General features: G+C 59.8%; 17 protein-coding genes. 13 read left to right on the top strand and 4 right to left on the bottom strand.

What is annotated here, in order from left to right; translation table 11 throughout:
• Positions 1 to 38: 38 nt before the first annotated feature.
• Positions 39 to 2,483 carry a penicillin-binding protein 1A gene (locus tag K5E40_RS14100; RefSeq protein WP_409339137.1) on the bottom strand — a complete coding sequence of 815 codons (2,445 nt, stop codon included), beginning with the start codon at positions 2,481 to 2,483 and terminating at the stop codon, positions 39 to 41.
• Between the two features lie 219 nt (positions 2,484 to 2,702).
• Here K5E40_RS14100 and K5E40_RS14095 point away from each other — a divergent pair, with 219 nt between their 5' ends.
• The 11 genes from K5E40_RS14095 (at position 2,703) to hemE (ending at position 18,510) form a co-directional block, all read left to right on the top strand.
• The gene (locus tag K5E40_RS14095; RefSeq protein ID WP_221731307.1) at positions 2,703 to 3,767 is read left to right on the top strand and encodes a pilus assembly protein PilM; all 1,065 of its coding nucleotides are present in this window, start codon (positions 2,703 to 2,705) and stop codon (positions 3,765 to 3,767) included.
• Positions 3,767 to 4,333 (top strand): PilN domain-containing protein, encoded by a 567-nt coding sequence (locus K5E40_RS14090; protein ID WP_221731306.1) that lies wholly within the window; start codon positions 3,767 to 3,769, stop codon positions 4,331 to 4,333. Before K5E40_RS14095 ends, K5E40_RS14090 begins: the two co-directional genes overlap by 1 nt.
• Complete coding sequence (pilO, locus tag K5E40_RS14085; protein ID WP_221731305.1) at positions 4,330 to 4,953, top strand: type 4a pilus biogenesis protein PilO; 624 nt, start codon at positions 4,330 to 4,332, stop codon at positions 4,951 to 4,953. Before K5E40_RS14090 ends, pilO begins: the two co-directional genes overlap by 4 nt.
• Positions 4,950 to 5,477, top strand: a complete 528-nt coding sequence (locus K5E40_RS14080; protein WP_221731304.1) for a pilus assembly protein PilP — start codon at positions 4,950 to 4,952, stop codon at positions 5,475 to 5,477. The genes pilO and K5E40_RS14080 overlap by 4 nt, the downstream gene beginning before the upstream one ends.
• A 13-nt stretch (positions 5,478 to 5,490) precedes the next feature.
• A complete protein-coding gene (pilQ, locus tag K5E40_RS14075; protein WP_221731303.1) occupies positions 5,491 to 7,572 on the top strand; it encodes a type IV pilus secretin PilQ in 2,082 nt (693 codons plus the stop codon).
• Between the two features lie 4 nt (positions 7,573 to 7,576).
• Positions 7,577 to 8,095, top strand: coding sequence for a shikimate kinase AroK (gene aroK / locus K5E40_RS14070; RefSeq protein WP_221731302.1), 519 nt, complete (start codon positions 7,577 to 7,579; stop codon positions 8,093 to 8,095).
• A gap of 152 nt (positions 8,096 to 8,247) precedes the next feature.
• Complete coding sequence (gene aroB / locus K5E40_RS14065) at positions 8,248 to 9,348, top strand: 3-dehydroquinate synthase (protein WP_221731301.1); 1,101 nt, start codon at positions 8,248 to 8,250, stop codon at positions 9,346 to 9,348.
• Positions 9,349 to 9,358: 10 nt separating this feature from the next.
• Positions 9,359 to 10,927 carry an AAA family ATPase gene (locus K5E40_RS14060; RefSeq protein WP_221731300.1) on the top strand — a complete coding sequence of 523 codons (1,569 nt, stop codon included), beginning with the start codon at positions 9,359 to 9,361 and terminating at the stop codon, positions 10,925 to 10,927.
• A gap of 349 nt (positions 10,928 to 11,276) precedes the next feature.
• On the top strand, positions 11,277 to 15,722 hold the full coding sequence (gltB, locus tag K5E40_RS14055; protein WP_221731299.1) for a glutamate synthase large subunit: 4,446 nt from the start codon (positions 11,277 to 11,279) through the stop codon (positions 15,720 to 15,722).
• Positions 15,723 to 15,755: 33 nt separating this feature from the next.
• Positions 15,756 to 17,174 (top strand): FAD-dependent oxidoreductase, encoded by a 1,419-nt coding sequence (locus K5E40_RS14050; protein WP_169428512.1) that lies wholly within the window; start codon positions 15,756 to 15,758, stop codon positions 17,172 to 17,174.
• Between the two features lie 268 nt (positions 17,175 to 17,442).
• Positions 17,443 to 18,510, top strand: coding sequence for a uroporphyrinogen decarboxylase (gene hemE / locus K5E40_RS14045; RefSeq protein WP_221731298.1), 1,068 nt, complete (start codon positions 17,443 to 17,445; stop codon positions 18,508 to 18,510).
• Positions 18,511 to 18,640: 130 nt separating this feature from the next.
• Here hemE and K5E40_RS14040 read toward each other — a convergent pair whose 3' ends face one another.
• The gene (locus tag K5E40_RS14040) at positions 18,641 to 19,915 is read right to left on the bottom strand and encodes an MFS transporter (RefSeq protein WP_221731297.1); all 1,275 of its coding nucleotides are present in this window, start codon (positions 19,913 to 19,915) and stop codon (positions 18,641 to 18,643) included.
• 118 nt (positions 19,916 to 20,033) lie between these two features.
• Here K5E40_RS14040 and K5E40_RS14035 point away from each other — a divergent pair, with 118 nt between their 5' ends.
• Entirely contained in the window at positions 20,034 to 20,936 is a 903-nt protein-coding gene (locus tag K5E40_RS14035) for a LysR family transcriptional regulator (protein ID WP_221731296.1), read from the top strand.
• Between the two features lie 102 nt (positions 20,937 to 21,038).
• On the opposite strand, the gene K5E40_RS14030 is transcribed toward K5E40_RS14035, so the two are convergent.
• Positions 21,039 to 21,476 (bottom strand): excinuclease, encoded by a 438-nt coding sequence (locus K5E40_RS14030; RefSeq protein WP_221731295.1) that lies wholly within the window; start codon positions 21,474 to 21,476, stop codon positions 21,039 to 21,041.
• A 147-nt stretch (positions 21,477 to 21,623) separates the two neighbouring features.
• On the opposite strand from K5E40_RS14030, the gene K5E40_RS14025 reads away from it, so the two are divergent.
• Positions 21,624 to 21,911 (top strand): addiction module antidote protein, encoded by a 288-nt coding sequence (locus tag K5E40_RS14025; protein WP_221731294.1) that lies wholly within the window; start codon positions 21,624 to 21,626, stop codon positions 21,909 to 21,911.
• A 228-nt stretch (positions 21,912 to 22,139) separates the two neighbouring features.
• Here K5E40_RS14025 and K5E40_RS14020 read toward each other — a convergent pair whose 3' ends face one another.
• On the bottom strand, positions 22,140 to 22,583 hold the full coding sequence (locus tag K5E40_RS14020) for an excinuclease (RefSeq protein ID WP_221731293.1): 444 nt from the start codon (positions 22,581 to 22,583) through the stop codon (positions 22,140 to 22,142).
• Between the last annotated feature and the right edge of the window lie 7 nt (positions 22,584 to 22,590).

Below are 22,590 nucleotides of genomic sequence, written 5' to 3'. Positions count from 1 at the left end.
CATCTCAATCGAAGGCGGGGCTTTTTGGCAGATCAGGATCAGAACAGGTCGATCGGCGCCTGCTCATCCGCCGGCAACGGGCTGCCCGGCGCAGTGCCATTGCCCAGCTCATTCACCGACGGCGGTGTGTCTTCAGCCTTGAACAGCTCGAAGTACGCCCCAGGCGTGCTCGGCGTAGCCGCACGGCCGCTGACCGGATCAACCCGCAGGCTTAGAATGCCTTCCGGCTCAGGCTGCACATGCGGCGGCTTGTCCTTCAGCGCAGCTGACATGTAGTTCATCCAGATTGGCAGCGCCACCGTGCCACCGAATTCACGGCGGCCGAGGCTTTCCGGCTGATCGAAGCCTGTCCAGACCGTGGTCACGTAATCGGCGTTGTAGCCAGAGAACCAGGCATCTTTCGATTCGTTGGTCGTACCGGTTTTACCGGCGATGTCGCTGCGACCCATGGCCAGTGCGCGACGGCCGGTGCCGAGCTTGATCACGTCCTGCAACATGCTGTTGAGGATGTAAGTAGTACGACCATCGACGATCCGCTCGGCCACTGCCGGCACTTGCGGTGCTGCTGCGTTGTCTGCGGACTCGCCCGGAACCGGCGCCGTGTTGACGGTGAGCGGTTGAGTGGCCGGCGCCGCGATGCCGTCCGTGGCCGAGCCGCCCTGCGGCACGGTTGGCGGGTTGGCGACGAATAGCGTGTCGCCATTGCGGCTCTCAATCTTGTCGATGAGATACGGAGTGATCTTGTAGCCACCGTTGGCGAACGTGCTCCAACCGGTAGCGATCTCCATCGGCGTCAGGGTTGCGGTGCCCAGCGCCAGAGACAGGTTCGGCGGCAGATCCTGCTTGTTGAAGCCGAAGCGGGTGATGTAGTCAATGGTCTTGCCGACGCCCATCGCCTGCAGCAAACGGATCGACACGAGGTTGCGTGACTTGTACAACCCCTCGCGCAGACGGATCGGACCCAGGAACGTGTTGTTGTCGTTCTTTGGTCGCCAGACCTTGTCCATGTATTCGTCGACGAAAACGATCGGTGCGTCGTTCACCAGGCTGGCGGCGGTATAACCGCTATCCAGCGCCGCACTGTAGACGAACGGCTTGAAGCTTGACCCTGGCTGACGCTTGGCCTGCATAGCGCGGTTGTAGTTGCTCTGCTCGAAGGCGAAACCACCGACCAGGGAGCGAATCGCACCGTTCTGTGGATCCAGCGACACCAGCGCACCTTGCGCTTGCGGAATCTGGCTGAATTTCAGCGAATTGTCCTTCTGGCGCTGTACGCGAACCAGATCACCGACCTGCGCGACATCCGACGGCTGACGCGGGTTGGCGCCCATGCTGTTGGTGTTGAGGAACGGCCGCGCCCATTTCATGGTGTCCCAAGCGACATGTTCTTCACCGGTACGGGTCAGCACTTGCAGGCCATTCTTGTCGACCTGGGTGACGATCGCAGGTTCCAGGCTGCTGATGGTGCGCTGCTTGGTCAGTTCGTTGGCCCACGCCTCATGGGTCTTGCCCGGCAGGCGCGATTCAGGCCCGCGGTAACCATGACGCTGGTCGTAGGTCATCAAACCTTCGTGCAGCGCAGTATTGGCCATTTCCTGCAGGTTGCTTGGCACCGTGGTGGTGACGCGGAAGCCTTCGGTGTAGGCGTCGCTCCCATAGCGGCCGACCATTTCGGCGCGGGCCATTTCGGCGATGTACGGCGCGTTCACTTCTGGCGTCGGCACGTGATAGCTGGCGTTCAGCGGTTCATTGATCGCGGCGGTGTAGTCCGCCTCGCTGATCTTGCCGAGTTTGTACATGCGCCCCAGGATCCAGTCGCGGCGTTCTTTGCTGCGCACCGGGTTCGCCAGCGGGTTGAAGCGCGACGGGGCTTTCGGCAGGCCGGCGATCATTGCCATTTGCGCCAGGCTGATGTCGCGGATCGACTTGCCGTAATACACCTGCGCCGCCGCCTCGATGCCGTAGGCGCGGTTGCCCAGATAGATCTTGTTCACATACAGCTCAAGAATCTCGTCCTTGGTCAGCTGTCGTTCGATTTGCAGGGCCAGCAAGATCTCGGTGGTTTTGCGCGAGAAGCTGCGTTCGCTGCTCAGGAAGAAGTTCTTCGCCACCTGCATGGTGATGGTGCTGCCGCCGGACTGAATGTGGCCGCTTTTGACCAATTGCGTCGCGGCGCGCATCAGGCTGCTCGGATCGACACCGTAGTGATTGGCGAAATTGTCGTCTTCAGCACTTAGTAACGCATTAATGAAGTTGGGGGGAATGTCGGCGAAACGGATCGGAGTCCGGCGCATTTCGCCAAATTCTGCGATCAACTTGTTATCGCTGCTGTAGACCCGGAGTGGAATCTGCAACTGAATGCTTCTCAGCGCCTCCACAGATGGCAAACCCGGACTAAGGTAAAGATACGCGCCGCTGAGACCTAATAGCAGTCCGCAGAAAACGGCGACGATGGACCAACCGAAAAATTTCAGCAGACGAATCAAGGCTTTTGGACATCCAGGGCAAAGAATGAATTTGGCGACGGGGTTCCGGCTATACACAGAACGGCCCGCGCGGGCAGTAAAAAGCGGAAAAAATCGCTGGGCATTATAAGCACTTTTCTGCCGGAGGCGTCATTGGCGCTTCTGTCAAGACGGGGTGAAGGAACGCAATGCGTATTACAGAGTCCGTAACTCACGGAAAGTCATAGGGAATTGGTAGTGCTGGGACTCTTCAATAAAAAGGCCAATACGTTACTGGGGATCGACATCAGCTCCACGTCGGTGAAGCTGCTGGAATTGAGCCGTCAGGGTGACCGCTACCGGGTCGAGGCATACGCGGTGGAGCCGTTGCCAGCTAACGCTGTGGTCGAGAAAAACATCGCCGAGCTCGAAGGTGTCGGCCAGGCGCTGAGCCGAGTGCTGGTCAAGGCGCGCACCAGCAACAAGAGCGTGGCGGTGGCGGTGGCCGGTTCCGCGGTCATCACCAAAATCATCGAAATGGACGCCGGACTGTCAGACGACGAGCTGGAAAACCAGCTGAAGATCGAAGCTGACCAATACATTCCCTATCCGCTGGACGAGGTTGCTATCGACTTTGAAGTCCAGGGCGTGTCGCCGCGCAACCCCGAGCGAGTCAATGTGTTGCTCGCCGCCTGCCGAAAGGAGAACGTCGAAGTCCGTGAAGCAGCCCTCGCGCTCGCTGGGCTGACGGCTCGCGTGGTGGACGTCGAGGCGTATGCGTTGGAGCGCTCGTTCGGCCTGCTCGCGACGCAACTGGCCGTCTCTCAGGAGCGCCTGACCGTGGCGGTGGTCGACATCGGCGCAACCATGACCACCCTCAGCGTTCTGTACAACGGCAAGATCATCTACACCCGTGAGCAATTGTTCGGCGGTCGTCAACTGACCGAGGAAATCCAGCGTCGCTATGGCCTGACCGTCGAGCAGGCGGGGCTGGCGAAGAAACAGGGTGGCCTTCCCGACGACTATGTCAGCGAAGTGTTGCAGCCGTTTCGTGAAGCGCTGGTGCAGCAGGTTTCGCGTTCGTTGCAGTTCTTCTTCGCCTCAGGGCAGTACAACGCGGTCGATCACATTCTGCTGGCCGGCGGCACCGCATCGGTGTCGGGTCTGGATAGATTGATCGAGCAGCGCCTCGATACGCCGACTCAGGTGGCCAACCCGTTTTCCGACATGGCCTTGAGCAGCAAGGTCAACGCCGGGGCCCTGGCCAGTGACGCGCCGGCCCTGATGATTGCCTGCGGGCTCGCGCTCAGGAGTTTCGACTGATGGCGCGGATCAACCTTTTACCCTGGCGTGAGGAGCGCCGCGAAGCGCAGCGCAAACGTTTCCTGCTGGTGCTGACGGGCGTGTTGGTCGGCTCTGTGGGCGCAGTGTTTATCGCTGATCAGATCATCAATACTGCCATCGCCCGGCAAATGGCCCGTAACGACTACATCGGCAAACAGATTGCCTTAGTCGACGAGCGGATCAAGCAAATCAGCGAGCTTAAGGCCCATCGCCAGCAATTGCTCGAGCGCATGAACATCATCCAGGACTTGCAGGGCAATCGGCAGGTCATCGGGCGGATTTTCGATCAACTGGCGCGCACTTTGCCCGATGGCGTGTATTTCACTGACGTGAAAATGGCTGGTAAAACCCTGTCGATCAGTGGGGCGGCGGAGTCGAACAATCGTGTTTCCGAGTTGATGCGCAATCTGGAGGCGTCCGATTGGTTCGAAGCGCCGAGTCTGAACGAAGTGAAGGCAGCTTCAGCCGACCAGGTGGAACAGGCCAACGTCTTTCAACTGACAGTTCGTCAGACCCAGCCGAAGACGCTGGAGGGCGAGCAATGAAGCCGTCCGAATGGCTGGAGAGTCTGCGCAACGTCGATTTCAACGATCTGGACACCAGCAACATCGGTTCCTGGCCGGCCGCGGTGAAGGCTATCGCCGGCGCGCTGTTGATGGTTCTTGTATTGGCGTTTGGCTATAACTTTTTCATCAGCGACATGGAAAACCAACTCGAAGCCAAGCGCCTGGAGGAGGCCGCGCTCAAGGAGCAGTTCGCCAGCAAGGCGCATCTTTCGGCCAATCTCGAGTTGTACATCCAACAGATGAAGGAAATGGAAAACTCCTTCGGCGTGTTGTTGCGGCAATTGCCGAGTGACACTGAGGTGCCGGGTTTACTGGAAGACATCACCCGCACGGGATTGGGTAGCGGCCTGGAGTTCGAGGAGATCAAGCTGCTGCCGGAAGTCACTCAGCCGTTCTACATCGAACTGCCGATCCAGATTACCGTCACGGGCTCCTATCACGATCTTGCCACTTTCGTCAGCGGAGTGGCCGGGTTGCCGCGCATTGTCACTCTGCATGATTTCGAACTGGCGCCGGCCAATAAGGAAGGTGTGTCGAAGTTGCGCATGAGCATTCTCGCCAAGACTTACCGCTATAACGACAAGGGGCTGCAGAAATGACCCTGACTCGTTATCTCGCGCTGTCGGCGGCGCTGCTGGCATTGAGCGGGTGTGGCGGCAGCGAAGGTTTCAGTGACCTCGACGCCTATATGAATGAAGTGCGTCTGCGCCCGGCGGGCAAGATTGAACCCACGCCGACATTCCGCACTTACCCGAAATTCACGTATAGCGCTGCCAATCTGCGCAGTCCGTTCTCACGTCAGGTGCGTGTCGATCTGGCCGGCCAGAAGCACGGTTCGCGCAACGTCAAACCGGACCCGAACCGGGTCAGGCAATACCTCGAAGGCTTCAACATCGAGCAGTTTGAAATGGTCGGCACGATCTCCAATGCCAACCGCGCCTTTGCGCTATTGCGTGGGGCGGGCGGGGTGCATCGCTTGAAGGTCGGCGATTACCTGGGGCGCAACGACGGGCGCATCGTTGCCATCAGTGCCACTCAGGTCGATGTGATCGAAATCGTGCCCGACGGCGAAGGCGCCTGGCTGGAGCGTCCACGCACCATTCCTTTGAAAGAGCACTCATAGTGGAAGTCGAATAATGAACAGGATTTTCTCCACCGTCGGTTTTTCGCTATGGATAGCGCTGATGTCGCCGATGGTACTCGCGGCCAATCTGAAGACGCTGGACGTGGCGGCATTGCCGGGTGATCGCATCGAATTGAAGCTGTCGTTCGACGGCCCTCCACCGCAACCCAAGGGCTACACCACCGAATCCCCGGCGCGGATCGCCCTGGATTTGCCCGGTGTAGCCAGCCAGTTGGCCAAAAAGAATCTCGATCTGGGCCGCGGCAATGCGCGTACGGCCACGGTGGTTGAAGCCAAGGATCGCACGCGGCTGATCGTCAGCCTGACGCAGCTTTCGCCTTACAGTACGCGGGTCGAGGGTGACAATCTGTTCGTGCTGGTAGGTCAGGGTGCTCCAGCGGCCATGCCGCGTCCCGCAGCTGTTGCAGCGCCGCGTGTGACCACGGCGGCGCCTCCCGCCACGGCGTTCGTCGCCAAGGCCCGAGCCATTCGCGGGGTTGATTTCCAGCGCGGTACCGCAGGCGAGGGCAACGTGGTCATAGACCTGTCTGACCCGACCATCGCCCCGGATATTCAGGAGCATGATGGCAAAGTCATCCTCAGCTTCGCCCGCACCCAGTTACCCGACAAGTTGCGGGTGCGCCTCGACGTCAAGGATTTCGCCACGCCTGTGCAGTTCGTCAATGCTGTCGCGACCGGCGATCGCGCAATCATCACCATCGAGCCCAGCGGCACTTTCGATTACTCCACATTCCAGACCGACAACAAGCTGACCGTCAGCATTCGTCCGATGACGATGGACGATCTGCAAAAACGCAACGCCGACCGTCAGGCCTACACCGGCGAAAAACTCTCGCTGAATTTTCAGGACATCGATGTGCGTTCGGTGCTGCAACTGATCGCTGATTTCACCAACCTCAATCTCGTGGCCAGCGATACGGTGCAGGGCGGCATCACCTTGCGCCTGCAAAATGTGCCGTGGGACCAGGCACTGGATCTGGTGTTGAAAACCAAAGGGCTGGATAAACGCAAGATCGGCAATGTGCTGCTGGTGGCGCCGGCCGATGAGATCGCCGCCCGTGAGCGCCAAGAGCTGGAATCGCAGAGGCAGATCGCCGAATTGGCACCGTTGCGCCGTGAACTGCTACAGGTGAACTACGCCAAGGCCGCGGACATCGCCAAGCTGTTCCAGTCGGTGACCAGCGCCGAAGCGAAAATCGACGAGCGCGGTTCGATCACCGTCGATGAACGCACCAATAACATCATTGCCTACCAGACTCAGGATCGTCTTGATGAACTGCGGCGGATCGTGGCGCAACTGGATATTCCGGTGCGGCAGGTGATGATCGAGGCGCGAATCGTTGAGGCCAACGTCGATTACGACAAAAGCCTGGGCGTGCGCTGGGGCGGCTCCATCCAGAACAAGGGCAACTGGAACACGTCTGGTGTGAGCAACGGATCTTCCACCACCATCGGAACGCCGGGCAGCACCAGCACCAACTCGCCGTTCGTCGACATGGGCACCGTCAACAACACGTCCGGGATTGGTATCGCTTTTATTACTGACAACGTGTTGCTCGATCTTGAGCTGACGGCCATGGAAAAAACCGGCAACGGCGAAATCGTCTCGCAACCGAAAGTCGTCACCTCCGACAAGGAAACCGCCAAGATCCTCAAAGGCACCGAAATTCCCTACCAGGAAGCCAGCTCCAGCGGCGCTACCTCGGTGTCGTTCAAGGAGGCTTCGCTGTCGCTGGAGGTGACGCCACAGATCACGCCGGACAACCGCATCATCATGGAGGTCAAGGTCACCAAGGACGAACCGGACTACCTGAACAAAGTGCAGGATGTACCGCCAATCAAAAAGAACGAGGTCAACGCCAAAGTGCTGGTCAATGACGGCGAAACCATCGTGATTGGGGGCGTTTTCTCAAATACTCAAAGCAAGGTCGTAGATAAGGTGCCATTTCTTGGCGATGTGCCGTATCTTGGCCGCCTTTTCCGGCGTGATGTGGTTTCGGAGAAAAAATCCGAGCTGCTGGTATTTCTCACTCCGCGTATCATGAATAACCAGGCGATTGCTGTGAGTCGTTGATTCTGTGCGAAATTTGATTCTTGTAGGACCGATGGGCGCTGGAAAAAGCACCATCGGCCGGTTGCTGGCCAAAGAGCTGCGCCTGCCGTTCAAAGATTCCGACAAGGAAATTGAACTGCGCACGGGCGCCAATATCCCGTGGATCTTCGACAAGGAAGGCGAGCCGGGCTTTCGCGACCGTGAGCAGGCGATGATTGCCGAACTGTGCGGGTTCGATGGCGTGGTGTTGGCGACCGGCGGTGGCGCAGTCATGCGCGATGCCAATCGCAAGGCCCTCCATGACGGCGGGCGTGTGGTGTATTTGCACGCCTCTGTCGAACAGCAGGTTGGCCGCACCTCCCGCGATCGCAATCGGCCGTTGCTGCGCACCGCTGATCCGGCGAAAACCCTGCGAGACCTGCTCGCGATCCGTGATCCTCTTTATCGGGAAATCGCCGATCTGGTGGTGGAAACCGACGAACGGCCGCCACGCATGGTGGTGCTCGACATTCTCGATCGCCTGGCGCAGCTTCCACCCCGTTAAAGCATCGCCCGAAATGCGCTATCCTCGGCGTCCTGTCACAGCCCGTCGAGGTTGTGGCGGATGGCGTGCGAGCGGCGTCATACCCGCTATAGGCCGCAGACAACCAATAATTCAGGGCAGGACGCCTGCTTCCATCTTCACTGTGGGGACACATGCAGACACTCAAGGTCGATCTAGGCGAGCGCAGCTACCCGATTCATATTGGCGAAGGTTTGTTGGATCAGCCGCAACTGCTGGCTCCGCATATTCACGGGCGGCAGGTGGCAATCATCTCCAATGAGACCGTTGCGCCGCTCTATCTCGAACGTCTGACCCGCAGCCTGGCGCAGTTCTCGGTAATTTCCGTGGTGTTGCCCGACGGCGAAGCCTTCAAGAACTGGGAAACCCTGCAACTGATCTTCGACGGCCTGCTAACCGCCCGTCATGACCGCCGCACGACCGTTATCGCTCTTGGCGGCGGTGTGATCGGCGACATGGCCGGTTTCGCCGCTGCCTGCTATCAGCGCGGTGTCGATTTCATCCAGATTCCCACCACTTTGCTGTCCCAGGTCGATTCGTCGGTGGGCGGCAAGACCGGTATCAATCATCCGCTGGGCAAGAACATGGTTGGCGCGTTCTATCAGCCGAACGTGGTGCTGATCGATACCGCTTCCCTGAAGACGCTGCCCGAGCGCGAATTGTCGGCGGGGCTGGCGGAAGTCATCAAGTACGGCCTGATTTGCGACGAGCCGTTTCTGACCTGGCTCGAAGACAATGTAGACGCCCTGCGCGCGCTGGATCAAAAAGCCCTGACCTACGCTATCGAGCGTTCCTGCGCAGCCAAGGCTGCGGTGGTCGGCGCCGACGAGAAGGAAACCGGGGTGCGCGCCACGCTCAACCTCGGCCACACCTTCGGTCACGCTATCGAGACTCACATGGGCTATGGTGTCTGGCTGCATGGTGAGGCGGTCGCGGCTGGCACCGTGATGGCGCTGGAAATGTCCGCGCGTCTGGGCTGGATCAGCGAGCAGGAGCGTGATCGCGGTATTCGTCTGTTCCAGCGTTCAGGTCTGCCCGTGATCCCGCCTACTGAAATGACCGAAGCCGATTTTCTTCAACACATGGCAATCGACAAAAAAGTGATCGACGGTCGTCTGCGCCTGGTGTTGCTGCGCCGGATGGGCGAAGCGGTAGTGACCGACGATTATCCGAAAGAGGTTCTACAGGCCACGCTGAGAGCGGATTACCGCGCCTTGGCACAGCTTAAAGGTTAATAAGATTCCGATGACTAGTTTGCATGCCGACGAGGCGTTCCTCGGCCATTTTCAGTTAAGTCACGACCCCTTCGCCCCGCGGGTGCCGGGCTTCAAGTTCTTCCCCGCCCAGCGCAAACCGGTGCTGGGACAATTGCATCATCTGGCGCGTTACAGCCAGTTGCTGCTGGTGGTCACCGGCCCGGAAGGCAGCGGCAAGACCCTGCTGCGTCAGGCGCTGGTCGCCAGCACCAACAAACAATCTGTGCAGAGCGTGGTGGTTTCTGCCCGCGGTGCTGGTGATGCGGCTGGTGTGCTGCGCCAGGTGGCTCGGGCGCTGAACGTCGCTCAGGCCGATGTTGGTGCGATTCTGGATCAGGTGGTGCAACTCGCGCTGACCGGCCAGGAAGTCTATCTGCTGGTGGACGATGCCGAGCAACTCGACGAATCGGCCCTCGATGCGCTGATGGCACTGGGTGCCGGCGCGCCGGAAGGTCGCCCGCATGTATTCCTGTTCGGTGAATCGTCGCTGATCGCTCAACTCGAGGCCTTGCAGCTCGAGGAAGAACGCTTCCACGTCATCGAACTGCAGCCGTACACCGAAGAAGAGACCCGCGAGTATCTCGACCAACGGCTCGAAGGGGCAGGCCGGGGTGTCGAACTTTTCACCGCGGATCAGATCTCTGATATTCACGAAAGCGCCGAGGGTTGGCCGGGTAACATCAACCAGGTCGCTCGCGATGCTCTGATCGAAGTCATGATTGCCAGCCGCTCTGCGGTCAAGCGTCCAAGTATGGGGTTTAACATGCCGAAGAAACACGTATTGGCGATTTCTGCCGTCGTTGTGGTCGCGGTTGCCGCCGCCTGGTTGATGCCGGGTCGCAGCAAGGCACCAACCACAGGCGCGCCAGCCAATGAACAGGCACAACTGCCATTGGGTCAGGGCGCAGCGAATGGCGGTGCTCCAGCCGTCGAATTCGCCGGTAATACACAGCCGATGCCGTTGCCGCTGGTCGGCAACTCGCAACCCGTCATGCGCGGCCCATTGGCCGAAGCGGCTGGCGGTATCACCGAAGGCGACGACGGCGTGCCATTGGAAGGCTCCAGCGATACGCCGCCAACCGTGACCACTTCGGCGCCACCGGCGGGTGTTCCGGCCGGTCCTGCACCGACGCCGGCACCGGCACCGACGCAAGTGGCTACTGCCAAGCCTGCTCCGGCAGCGCCAGCAGCCAAACCGGCTCCAGCGCCTGCCAAGCCAGTCGCCGCCGCTAAACCGGCCGAGAAGCCGGTTACTGTCGCCAAAGCCGCCGGTGGTAGCTGGTACGCCGGTCAACCGACGGGCAACTACGTGGTGCAGATCCTCGGCACCAGCTCCGAAACGAGCGCACAGAACTTCGTCAAAGAGCAGGGCGGCGAGTACCGTTATTTCAAGAAAATGCTCAACGGCAAGCCTCTTTACGTGATCACCTACGGCAACTTCGCCAATCGTGACGCGGCTGTTTCTGCCATCAAGGCCTTGCCAGCGAAGGTTCAGGCTGGTAAACCTTGGCCTCGCACTGTCGCCAGCGTCCAACAGGAACTGGCAACAACTCGCTGAAGATTCGGCGGCCTTACCCAGGCCGCCTCTCCAAGCACCTCAAAATTTCTACGAGTGCGCGCGTCCTTCCAGGTCGCGTGCCTTGTGGTGTCTGCGTCACAGTAGTCTTTGAGTCGTTGCGGTCAAAATTAAAAAAGTTTTGACTAGCACAGCAGATCGCTTTAAACCTTTCACAAATGCGACATGAATTTGCGACATTTCGTCGTCAAATTTGTGAGCCTCTGTGTCGCTGTGTACAATGACCACCCTTTTGCCCCCGCTAAGCCGGCGTACGTTCGGCGCGGAACGCAAGTGGTTGAATTGAAAAGAAATTTGCCTCGAAAAGAGGCAGCCTGGTGAGAAAGTGTCTATGAAAGCAGGTCTGTACCAACCAGATGAATTCAAGGATAACTGCGGTTTCGGCCTGATAGCCCATATGCAGGGCGAGCCCAGTCATACCCTTTTGCAAACGGCCATTGAGGCCCTGACCTGCATGACCCACCGCGGTGGGATTAATGCCGACGGCAAGACCGGTGACGGTTGCGGTCTGCTGATTCAAAAGCCCGATACGTTCCTGCGTGCGATTGCCCAGGAAGCCTTCAGCGTTGAACTGCCCAAGCAATATGCCGTGGGCATGGTCTTCTTCAATCAGGATTCGGCCAAGGCCGAAGCTGCTCGCGAAAACATGAACCGCGAGATCCTCGCTGAAGGCCTGCAACTGATCGGCTGGCGCAAAGTGCCAATCGACACCAGCGTCCTTGGTCGCCTGGCCCTTGAGCGCCTGCCGCAGATCGAGCAGGTCTACATCGGCGGCGAAGGCCTGAGCGATCAGGACATGGCGGTCAAGTTGTTCAGCGCCCGCCGTCGTTCGTCGGTGGCCAATGCCGTCGACTCCGACCACTACATCTGCAGCTTTTCGCACAAGACCATCATTTATAAAGGCCTGATGATGCCGGCCGACCTGGCCGCGTTCTATCCAGACCTGAGCGATGAGCGCCTGCAAACCGCGATCTGCGTGTTCCACCAGCGCTTCTCCACCAACACCCTGCCGAAATGGCCGCTGGCCCAGCCATTCCGCTTCCTCGCCCACAACGGCGAGATCAACACCATCACCGGTAACCGCAACTGGGCCCAAGCCCGTCGGACCAAGTTCACCAACGATCTGATGGATCTGGAAGAACTCGGCCCGCTGGTCAACCGTGTCGGTTCCGACTCCTCGAGCATGGACAACATGCTCGAACTGATGGTCACCGGCGGCATCGACCTGTTCCGTGGCGTGCGGATGATCATTCCGCCTGCGTGGCAGAACGTCGAAACCATGGACCCGGATCTGCGTGCGTTCTACGAGTACAACTCGATGCACATGGAACCGTGGGACGGCCCGGCCGGCGTGGTCATGACCGACGGTCGCTACGCGGTGTGCCTGCTCGACCGTAACGGTCTGCGCCCGGCGCGCTGGGTCACCACCACCAACGGTTTCATCACCGTTGCCTCGGAAATCGGCGTCTGGAACTACCAGCCAGAAGACGTGATCGCCAAGGGCCGCGTAGGCCCGGGCCAGATCCTCGCCGTGGACACCGAAACCGGGCAGATCCTCGACACCGATGCGATCGACAACCGCTTGAAATCCCGTCATCCGTACAAGCAATGGCTGCGCAAGAATGCCCTGCGCATTCAGGCGACCATGGAAGACAACGATCACGGTTCGGCTTTCTACGACGTCGATCAGCTCAAGCAATACATGAAGATGTATCAGGTCACGTTCGAGGAGCGCGATCAGGTCCTGCGTCCGCTTGGCGAGCAAGGCTACGAAGCCGTGGGTTCGATGGGCGATGACACGCCGATGGCCGTGCTGTCGCAGCGCGTGCGCACGCCATACGACTATTTCCGCCAGCAGTTCGCGCAGGTCACCAACCCGCCGATCGACCCGCTGCGTGAAGCGATCGTGATGTCGCTGGAAATCTGCCTCGGTGCCGAGCGCAACATCTTCCAGGAATCGCCGGAACACGCCTCGCGCGTGATCCTCAGCTCACCGGTGATTTCCCCGGCCAAGTGGCGCTCGCTGATGAACCTCGACCGCCCGGGCTTCGAGCGGCAGATCATCGACCTCAACTACGACGAAAGCGTCGGCCTCGAAGCGGCCATCCGCAACGTGGCCGATCAGGCTGAAGAAGCCGCGCGCGCCGGTCGTACCCAGATCGTCCTGAGCGACCGCCATATCGCGCCGGGCAAGCTGCCGATTCACGCCTCGCTGGCCACCGGTGCGGTACATCACCGCCTGACCGAAAAAGGCCTGCGCTGCGACTCCAACATCCTCGTTGAAACCGCGACCGCACGCGATCCGCACCACTTCGCGGTGCTGATCGGTTTCGGCGCCTCGGCGGTCTATCCGTTCCTGGCTTACGAAGTGCTGGGCGACCTGATCCGTACCGGTGAAGTGCTGGGCGACCTCTACGAGGTGTTCAAGAACTACCGCAAAGGCATCACCAAAGGTCTGCTCAAGATCCTGTCGAAGATGGGCATCTCGACCATCGCTTCGTACCGCGGTGCGCAGTTGTTCGAAGCCATCGGTCTGGCCGAAGAAGTGTGCGAGCTGAGCTTCCGTGGCGTGCCGAGCCGCATCAAGGGCGCACGTTTCGTCGACATCGAAGCCGAGCAAAAAGCACTGGCCACCGAAGCCTGGAGCCCGCGCAAGCCGATCCAGCAGGGCGGTCTGCTGAAGTTCGTCCACGGTGGCGAATACCACGCCTACAACCCGGACGTGGTCAACACCCTGCAAGCCGCCGTGCAGCAGGGCGACTACGCCAAGTTCAAGGAATACACCTCGCTGGTGGATAACCGCCCGGTGTCGATGATTCGTGACCTGTTCAAGGTCAAGACCCTCGACACGCCGCTGGACATCAGTGAAATCGAACCGCTGGAATCGGTGCTCAAGCGCTTCGACTCCGCCGGCATCTCGCTGGGCGCCCTGTCGCCGGAAGCTCACGAAGCCTTGGCCGAAGCCATGAACCGCCTCGGTGCGCGTTCCAACTCCGGCGAAGGTGGTGAAGATCCGGCGCGTTACGGCACCATCAAGAGTTCGAAAATCAAGCAGGTCGCGACGGGCCGTTTCGGTGTGACTCCGGAATACCTGGTCAACGCCGAAGTGCTGCAGATCAAGGTCGCCCAAGGCGCCAAGCCAGGCGAGGGCGGGCAACTGCCGGGCGGTAAAGTGAACGGGCTGATCGCCAAGCTGCGTTATGCAGTGCCGGGCGTAACGCTGATTTCGCCACCGCCGCACCACGACATTTATTCGATCGAAGACTTGTCGCAGCTGATTTTTGACCTCAAGCAGGTCAACCCGAAGGCGCTGGTTTCGGTGAAACTCGTCGCCGAAGCGGGCGTTGGCACCATCGCTGCCGGTGTGGCCAAGGCCTACGCGGACTTGATCACCATCTCCGGCTACGACGGTGGCACCGGTGCTTCGCCGCTGACCTCGATCAAATACGCTGGCGCACCGTGGGAACTCGGCCTCGCCGAAACCCACCAGACCCTGCGCGGCAACGACCTGCGCGGCAAAGTCCGGGTGCAGACCGACGGTGGCCTGAAAACCGGCCTCGACGTGATCAAGGCAGCGATCCTCGGCGCCGAAAGCTTCGGCTTCGGTACCGCGCCAATGATCGCGCTGGGCTGCAAATACCTGCGTATCTGCCACCTGAACAACTGCGCCACTGGCGTTGCGACTCAGAACGAGAAGCTGCGCAAGGATCACTACATCGGCACCGTCGACATGGTGGTGAATTTCTTCACCTACGTCGCCGAAGAAACCCGTGAGTGGCTGGCCAAGCTCGGCGTGCGTTCCCTCGAAGAGCTGATCGGCCGCACCGATCTGCTGGAAATCCTCGAAGGCCAGACCGCCAAGCAAAACCACCTGGATCTGACCCCGCTGCTGGGCAGCGATCACATCCCGGCGGACAAGCCTCAGTTCTGTGGCGTTGAGCGCAACCCGCCGTTCGACCAAGGTCTGCTGGCCGAGAAAATGGTCGAGATGGCGACATCGGCGATCAACGACATGAGTGGCGCCGAGTTCGACCTGGACATCTGCAACTGCGACCGTTCGATCGGCGCGCGGATCTCCGGCGAAATCGCTCGCAAGCACGGCAACCAAGGCATGGCCAAGGCGCCGATCACCTTCCGCTTCAAGGGGACGGCCGGTCAGAGCTTTGGCGTGTGGAACGCCGGCGGTCTGAACATGTACCTGCAAGGCGATGCCAACGACTACGTCGGCAAAGGCATGACCGGTGGCAAACTGACCATCGTGCCGCCGAAGGGCAGCGTTTATAAGACTCAGGAAAGCGCCATCATCGGCAACACCTGCTTGTACGGCGCCACGGGCGGCAAGCTGTTCGCCGCCGGCACCGCAGGCGAGCGTTTCGCCGTGCGTAACTCCGGTGCTCACACAGTTGTGGAAGGCACTGGCGATCACTGTTGCGAGTACATGACCGGTGGTTTCGTCTGCGTCTTGGGCAAAACCGGTTACAACTTCGGTTCTGGCATGACCGGTGGTTTCGCCTACGTGCTTGATCAGGACAACTCTTTCGTTGACCGGGTCAATCACGAACTGGTGGAAATCCAGCGGATCAGCGGCGAGGCGATGGAGGCTTATCGCAGCCATCTGCAAAACGTGCTGAACGAGTACGTCGCCGAAACCGACAGCGAGTGGGGTCGTGAACTCGCCGAGAACCTCGATGACTACTTGCGCCGTTTCTGGCTGGTCAAGCCTAAGGCTGCCAACCTGAAATCGTTGCTTTCCAGCACTCGTGCCAACCCGCAGTGATATGCGCCTGAAGAGTTTGATGAGGTTTTAACAATGGCTGAACGTCTGAATAACGACTTCCAGTTCATCGATGTCGGGCGCAAAGATCCGAAGAAGAAACTGTTGCGTCAACGCAAGAAAGAGTTCGTCGAGATCTACGAACCGTTCAAACCCCAGCAGTCGGCCGACCAGGCCCACCGCTGCCTGGGTTGCGGCAACCCGTATTGCGAATGGAAGTGCCCGGTGCACAACTTCATTCCCAACTGGCTGAAGCTGGTGGCCGAGGGCAACATCCTCCAGGCCGCCGAGCTGTCGCACCAGACCAACACCCTGCCGGAAGTGTGCGGTCGGGTGTGCCCACAGGATCGTCTGTGCGAGGGTGCCTGCACCCTCAATGACGGCTTCGGCGCGGTGACCATCGGTTCGGTCGAAAAGTACATCACCGACACCGCGTTCGCCATGGGTTGGCGCCCGGACATGTCCAAGGTCAAACCGACCGGCAAACGTGTCGCGATCATCGGTGCTGGCCCGGCAGGTCTGGGCTGTGCCGACGTGCTGGTGCGTGGCGGTGTGACCCCGGTGGTGTTCGACAAGAACCCGGAAATCGGTGGTCTGCTGACCTTCGGTATCCCCGAGTTCAAGCTGGAAAAGACCGTGCTGAGCAATCGTCGCGAAGTCTTCACCGGCATGGGCATCGAGTTCCGCCTCAACACCGAGGTCGGCAAAGACGTGACCATGGAACAACTGCTCGCCGAATACGATGCAGTGTTCATGGGCATGGGTACTTACACCTACATGAAGGGCGGTTTTGCCGGTGAGGACCTGCCGGGCGTTTATGACGCGCTGGACTTCCTGATCGCCAACGTCAATCGCAACCTGGGCTTTGAAAAGTCGCCGGAAGATTTCGTCGACATGAAAGGCAAGAAGGTTGTGGTGCTCGGCGGCGGCGACACGGCGATGGACTGCAACCGCACGTCGATTCGTCAGGGCGCCAAGTCGGTAACCTGTGCCTATCGTCGTGACGAAGCGAACATGCCCGGCTCGCGCAAAGAGGTGAAGAACGCCAAGGAAGAAGGCGTGAAATTCCTCTACAACCGCCAGCCAATCGCCATCGTTGGCGAAGACCGCGTCGAAGGCGTGAAGGTGGTCGAGACCCGTCTCGGCGAACCGGATGCCCGTGGCCGTCGCAGCCCAGAGCCGATCCCGGGTTCCGAAGAGATCATCCCGGCCGATGCCGTGGTCATCGCTTTCGGTTTCCGTCCGAGCCCGGCGCCGTGGTTCGAACAGTTCGAAATCCAGACCGACAGTCAGGGCCGCGTCGTTGCGCCTGAGCAAGGTCAGTACAAGCACCAGACCAGCAACCCGAAAATTTTCGCCGGTGGCGACATGGTGCGCGGTTCCGACCTGGTCGTGACGGCGATCTTCGAAGGCCGTAATGCCGCCGAAGGGATTCTGGATTACCTGGGCGTCTGATCACTTTTCAACCTGAAATGCGATCAAATTGTGGGAGCGGGCATGCTCGCGAATGCTTTGTATCAGTCATCCGATGTATTGACTGACACGCCGCTTTCGCGAGCAAGTCGAATCGTCGCACCGCCGCTCCCACATTGGTTTCAGGGTGTTGCTGAAATCGCTGTAATCAGCGCGACAAATTGACCCGATAGACAAAAGGCTGACCTGCATCCGTGCCTTTTGCGTCGCGCTCTGAGAAAATGCCCGCACTTTTTTTCCGGATGCCGACATGACTGCCCTGAAGAACGACCGTTTCCTCCGCGCCCTGCTCAAGCAACCCGTTGACGTCACCCCGGTGTGGATGATGCGTCAGGCCGGTCGCTACCTGCCGGAATACCGCGCTAGCCGTGCCCACGCCGGTGACTTCATGAGCCTGTGCATGAATCCGGAATTCGCCTGCGAAGTCACGATGCAACCGCTCGACCGCTACCCACAACTGGACGCGGCGATCCTGTTTTCCGACATCCTCACCATTCCCGACGCGATGGGCCAAGGCCTGTACTTCGAGACCGGTGAAGGCCCGCGCTTCAAGAAAGTCGTCAGCACTCTCGCCGACATCGAAGCTCTGCCGATCCCTGATCCGCACAAAGACCTTGGCTACGTGATGGACGCGGTCAGCACCATCCGCCGCGAACTCAATGGCCGCGTGCCGTTGATCGGTTTTTCCGGCAGCCCCTGGACCCTGGCCACTTACATGGTCGAAGGCGGCTCGTCGAAAGACTTCCGCAAGACCAAAGCGATGCTCTACGACAACCCGCAAGCCATGCACCTGCTGCTGGATAAACTCGCGCAGTCGGTGACTTCGTACCTCAACGGCCAGATCATGGCCGGCGCGCAAGCGGTGCAGATCTTCGATACCTGGGGCGGCAACCTGTCGGCGGCGGCGTATCAGGAGTTCTCGCTGGCCTACATGAAGAAAATCGTCAGCGGCCTGATCCGCGAGCACGACGGGCGCAAAGTACCGGTGATCCTCTTCACCAAAAACGGCGGTCTGTGGCTGGAAAGCATCGCCGAAGCAGGCGCCGATGCACTGGGCCTGGACTGGACCTGCGACATCGGTAACGCCCGCGACCGCGTCGGCGACAAAGTTGCGCTGCAAGGCAACATGGACCCGACCGTGCTTTATGCAAAACCGGAAGCGATCCGCACCGAAGTCGGGCGCATTCTGGCCAGCTACGGCAAGGGCAGCGGCCACGTGTTCAACCTCGGCCACGGCATCACGCCTGAGGTTGATCCGGAACACGCGGGCGCCTTCCTGCGCGCCGTGCATGAGTTGTCGGCGCAGTATCACGAGTGATCGACGCCCAGCTCTAAGTTCAGCAAAGCAAAACGCCCGGCAAATGCCGGGCGTTTTTGTTTCCACGATCCGGAGCCGAAAACAGATCAACTGTGGGAGGGAGCAAGCCCCCTCCCACAGGGGATTTTTGTCAGGCTTTGACGCCGCCCAACGGCGGCAACTTCGCCAGCTTCAACGCCAACAACAACGCCACCAGCAACAGCGCGCCGATAAACAAACCAATCCCGTTCCACCCGCCCAAGTGCCAGAACACCCCACCCGCCGTCCCGGCAATGCTTGATCCGGCGTAATAGCTAAACAGGTAAAGCGAAGACGCCTGTCCTTTGGCTCTGGTCGCCCGCCGCCCGATCCAGCTACTCGCCACCGAGTGCGCCCCAAAGAAGCCAAAGGTGAAGATCAGCATGCCGATGATGATCAGCGGCACAGGGGTGAACATCGTCAGCGCCAAACCTGCAAACATCAGCGCAATCGTCGCCCACAACACTTTGCGCCGCCCCAGTTGGTCCGCCAGCGAACCGATCTTCGCCGAGCTGTAGATCCCCGACAGGTACACCACCGACAGCAGGCCCACGAACACCTGATCGAGGTTGTACGGCGCCGCCAGCAGGCGATAGCCGATGTAGTTGAACAGGGTGACAAACGCGCCCATCAGCAGGAACGCTTCAAGGAACAGCAACGGCAAACCGGCGTCGCGAAAGTGCATGGTGAAGCCGTCGAGCAGGCTGCGCGGGTGCAGCGAGCGCGAACGGAAGTTGCGCGACTCCGGCAGGATTTTCCAGAACACCGCCGCCGCAATCAGCGCCAGACCGCCAATCACCAGCATCGCCGTGTGCCAACTGACGAAGTCGATCAGCACCCCGGTGATCAATCGTCCGCTCATCCCGCCAATCGCGTTGCCGCCAATGTACAAGCCCATCGCCAGGCCGATGTGCTGCGGGTGAATTTCCTCGCTCAAATAGGTCATCGCCACCGCCGCCAGACCGCTCAACGACAGCCCGATCAGTGCGCGCATGATCAGCACACCGTGCCAGCTCGGCATCATTGAACTGGCGATGGTGCACAGCGCCGCCGCGAACAGTGCAGTGACCATCACCGGTTTACGCCCGACCCGATCGGAAATCGGCCCGGTAATCAGCAGGCCGATAGCGAGCATGCCCGTGGCCACTGACAGAATCAGGCTGCTCTGCGCCGCGTTGATCCCGTATTCGTGGGACAGCAACGGCATCATCGGCTGCACGCAGTACAGCAGGGCAAAGGTCGCAAACCCACCGCTGAACAGCGCCAGTACCGTACGCATGAACATCGGCGTGCCTTTTTCGATGTAGATCTCTTGCCGCTCGGCGACGACATCGTCCGCCGCTGTGGGCGGGACTTCATGAGCAAGAGGGGCAGCGGCGGTTTTCACATCAGACCTCGAAGGGCACGGCCAGGCAGGCAATGAAAAAATCATATAGCTGGCTAATGTTTCTATCCAATATATTGTTCGACATGTTTGATAGCTTTAACGACCTAATGGGGTTTTCATGGAACTGCGCCACCTTCGTTACTTCATTGCCGTCGCCGAAGAACTGCACTTCGGCCGTGCCGCACAGGCATTGGGCATCTCCCAACCGCCGCTGAGCCAGCAGATTCAGGCGCTGGAGCAAGAGGTTGGCGCGCGACTTTTCGAGCGTACCAATCGTCGGGTCGAGTTGAGCGAGGCCGGTCGGCTGTTCCTGGAAGAGGCGCGGTTGGTGCTGGCGCAGGTCGATAAGGCGGCGGACGTTGCCCGGCGTGCGCAACTCGGGGAGTTGGGGGAATTGAAGATTGGTTTCACCTCGTCGGCCCCGTTCAACTCGACCATTCCCCAGGCGATCTTTTCCTTTCGCCAGCGTTTCCCGGCGGTGCACCTGAACCTGCGGGAGATGAGCAGTACCCAAGTGGCTGAGGCGCTGGTCGATGAGTCGATCGAGGTCGGCATCATGCGCCCGCTGGGGTTGCCGGATTCGTTGAGCGTCGTCGAGTTGATGCGCGAACCGCTGGTGGCGGTGCTCAGTACCAAGCATCCGTTGGCCCAAGGCAGCGAGGAAGGCCTGTTCCTCTCGGCGCTGGCGCTGGAACCCTTCGTGTTCTTCCCGCGCAGCTATGGCAGCGGTCTCTACGCACAACTGCTCAGCCTGGCTCGTGACGCCGGCTTCAGTCCGCACTTTGCCCAAGAGGCCGGGGAGGCCATGACCATCATCGGACTGGTGGCGGCGGGGTTGGGCGTCTCGGTATTGCCTGCGTCCTACCAGCGGATGCGCATCGACGGCGTGGTCTACCGGCCGCTGCTGGATCCTGAAGCGGTTTCAGCGGTGTGGCTGGTGCAGCGCAAGGATCAGAAATCACCGATGGCCAAGGCGTTTGTCGACCTGCTCACGCGCAAGGTCGAGCCTTCAATTGGGTGATGGCTGCGGGCCTCTTCGCGAGCAAGCCCGCTCCCACAGGGGGCCGCATTCCAGAGTGGGGCGGGCTTGTTCGCGAAGGCCTTCGCACCAGCACCACCTCTTTTATGGCAACCGCACCAGATCCCCCTTCAACGCTACCCGCGTGACAAAAATCCCCGCCCGACACTCATACGTATTCAAATCCTTGCGCACATGCTGGTCGTAATAACTGACGATATTGACCACCGCATTCGCCCCGACCCGCTTGGCCTCGGCCTGCAACCTGATCAGGTTCGACTGCAACACCCACTCGCAGGAATCGTGATCGCTCTTGTTGAAACCGTTGGTCTTCAAATCACTGATCACATCGCGTTGCAGCAACTGCTGAGTGCCCTGCGGCCCATTTCCGGCCAGATAAAACTTCACACTGCCATCCAGCCGCCCGGCACGAATCGCGTGCGACAACACCGTTTCGAAGGGCATGTACATCAGATTGGTGGCATGGCTGGCGCTGGGGAGCAGACTGAAGAGCATCGCGGCGATCAGGGCTTTCACTTGCATGGTCATCTCCTTGACTCAGTGAGCGAAACTCAACGATTTAACGAGTGTAGAACTAGTCATCCTCCTTTGTGGTGGAGATAAGAGCGGCCAACCCCGAGACATCAAGCAAGCCAGGCTCATCGCGGAGTCCTGGCAGGAGAACAATCCATGACCGAACAATTCGCTCGTTGGGACTCAGCCGAGTACCTCAAGACAGAAGAGGACATGGCTAACTATCTCGATGCCTGTATGGAGGAGGCTGGAGACGATCCGGCCTTCATCGCCAAGGCGCTTGGCACCCTTGCGAGAGCGCGAGGCATGACTCAAGTCGCACGTGACGCTGGGCTTTCCCGGGAGAGCCTCTACCGCGCATTGTCAGGTGAAGGAAACCCCGAGTTCGGGACAATCGTGAAAGTAGTGAAAGCTTTAGGACTGAAGTTACATGCCAGCACTTGAGTTGAGTCGAACGACAAAGGGCGCCAATTCAGGCGCCCTTTGTCGTTTCTACAGTCCCACCAATCCACGTACGCCAAATCCCCACGCAACGCCACGCTCGACACCAACATCCCAGCGCTGCACTGGAATTTCCGGTGTCTTTGTAAAGGTCACGCTGGTCGACGCTGGCGATGTTGATTACGGCATTGGCGTCGGGAGCAAGCTCCATGACGACAATGCATCACCGTCTTACTGAACCTTCGCCAGATCGCCCTTCAACGCAACCCCCGCCAGAATCGCGCCCGCGTGGCATTCGTACGTCTGTGCATCCTTGCGCTCGTTGCTCTTGTAGAAGCTGACGATATTGGTCACTGCATTGGCCCCGGCATTTTTCGCCGCTTGATGCAGGCTGATGATTGCCGATTGAACGACCCACTCGCAGGCGACGGTGTCGGATTTGTTGAAAGCGTTGGTTTTCTTGTTGGTCACGGCGCCGGGGCTGAGTACGGTGACTTTGCCGGCCGGGGTGTTGCCGGCCAGATAGAACTTCACGCTGCCATCGATTTTGCCCGAGCGGGTCGCTTCGGCGACGGCCTTGTCGAACGGCAGGTAAACCGCCGTGTCACGGGCCTGGCTGACGGCCGGCAAGGCGCAGAGCATCAGAGTGAAGGCAGCGAGTTTCTTGAAGTGCATGGAGGTC

This window comes from Pseudomonas baetica (assembly GCF_019733355.1).
Lineage (GTDB): Bacteria > Pseudomonadota > Gammaproteobacteria > Pseudomonadales > Pseudomonadaceae > Aquipseudomonas > Aquipseudomonas baetica_A.
Note: the sequence above shows the minus strand (reverse complement) of the source record. Positions and strands in the feature narration are given on the sequence as shown.

Coding starts and splice junctions, on each gene's coding strand:
- K5E40_RS14090 (WP_221731306.1), top strand. CDS start 3,767: ATGGCGCGGATCAACCTTTTACCCTGGCGTGAGGAGCGCCGCGAAGCG.
- pilO (WP_221731305.1), top strand. CDS start 4,330: ATGAAGCCGTCCGAATGGCTGGAGAGTCTGCGCAACGTCGATTTCAAC.
- K5E40_RS14080 (WP_221731304.1), top strand. CDS start 4,950: ATGACCCTGACTCGTTATCTCGCGCTGTCGGCGGCGCTGCTGGCATTG.
- pilQ (WP_221731303.1), top strand. CDS start 5,491: ATGAACAGGATTTTCTCCACCGTCGGTTTTTCGCTATGGATAGCGCTG.
- aroB (WP_221731301.1), top strand. CDS start 8,248: ATGCAGACACTCAAGGTCGATCTAGGCGAGCGCAGCTACCCGATTCAT.
- K5E40_RS14060 (WP_221731300.1), top strand. CDS start 9,359: ATGACTAGTTTGCATGCCGACGAGGCGTTCCTCGGCCATTTTCAGTTA.
- gltB (WP_221731299.1), top strand. CDS start 11,277: ATGAAAGCAGGTCTGTACCAACCAGATGAATTCAAGGATAACTGCGGT.
- K5E40_RS14050 (WP_169428512.1), top strand. CDS start 15,756: ATGGCTGAACGTCTGAATAACGACTTCCAGTTCATCGATGTCGGGCGC.
- hemE (WP_221731298.1), top strand. CDS start 17,443: ATGACTGCCCTGAAGAACGACCGTTTCCTCCGCGCCCTGCTCAAGCAA.
- K5E40_RS14035 (WP_221731296.1), top strand. CDS start 20,034: ATGGAACTGCGCCACCTTCGTTACTTCATTGCCGTCGCCGAAGAACTG.
- K5E40_RS14030 (WP_221731295.1), bottom strand. CDS start 21,476: ATGCAAGTGAAAGCCCTGATCGCCGCGATGCTCTTCAGTCTGCTCCCC.
- K5E40_RS14025 (WP_221731294.1), top strand. CDS start 21,624: ATGACCGAACAATTCGCTCGTTGGGACTCAGCCGAGTACCTCAAGACA.
- K5E40_RS14020 (WP_221731293.1), bottom strand. CDS start 22,583: ATGCACTTCAAGAAACTCGCTGCCTTCACTCTGATGCTCTGCGCCTTG.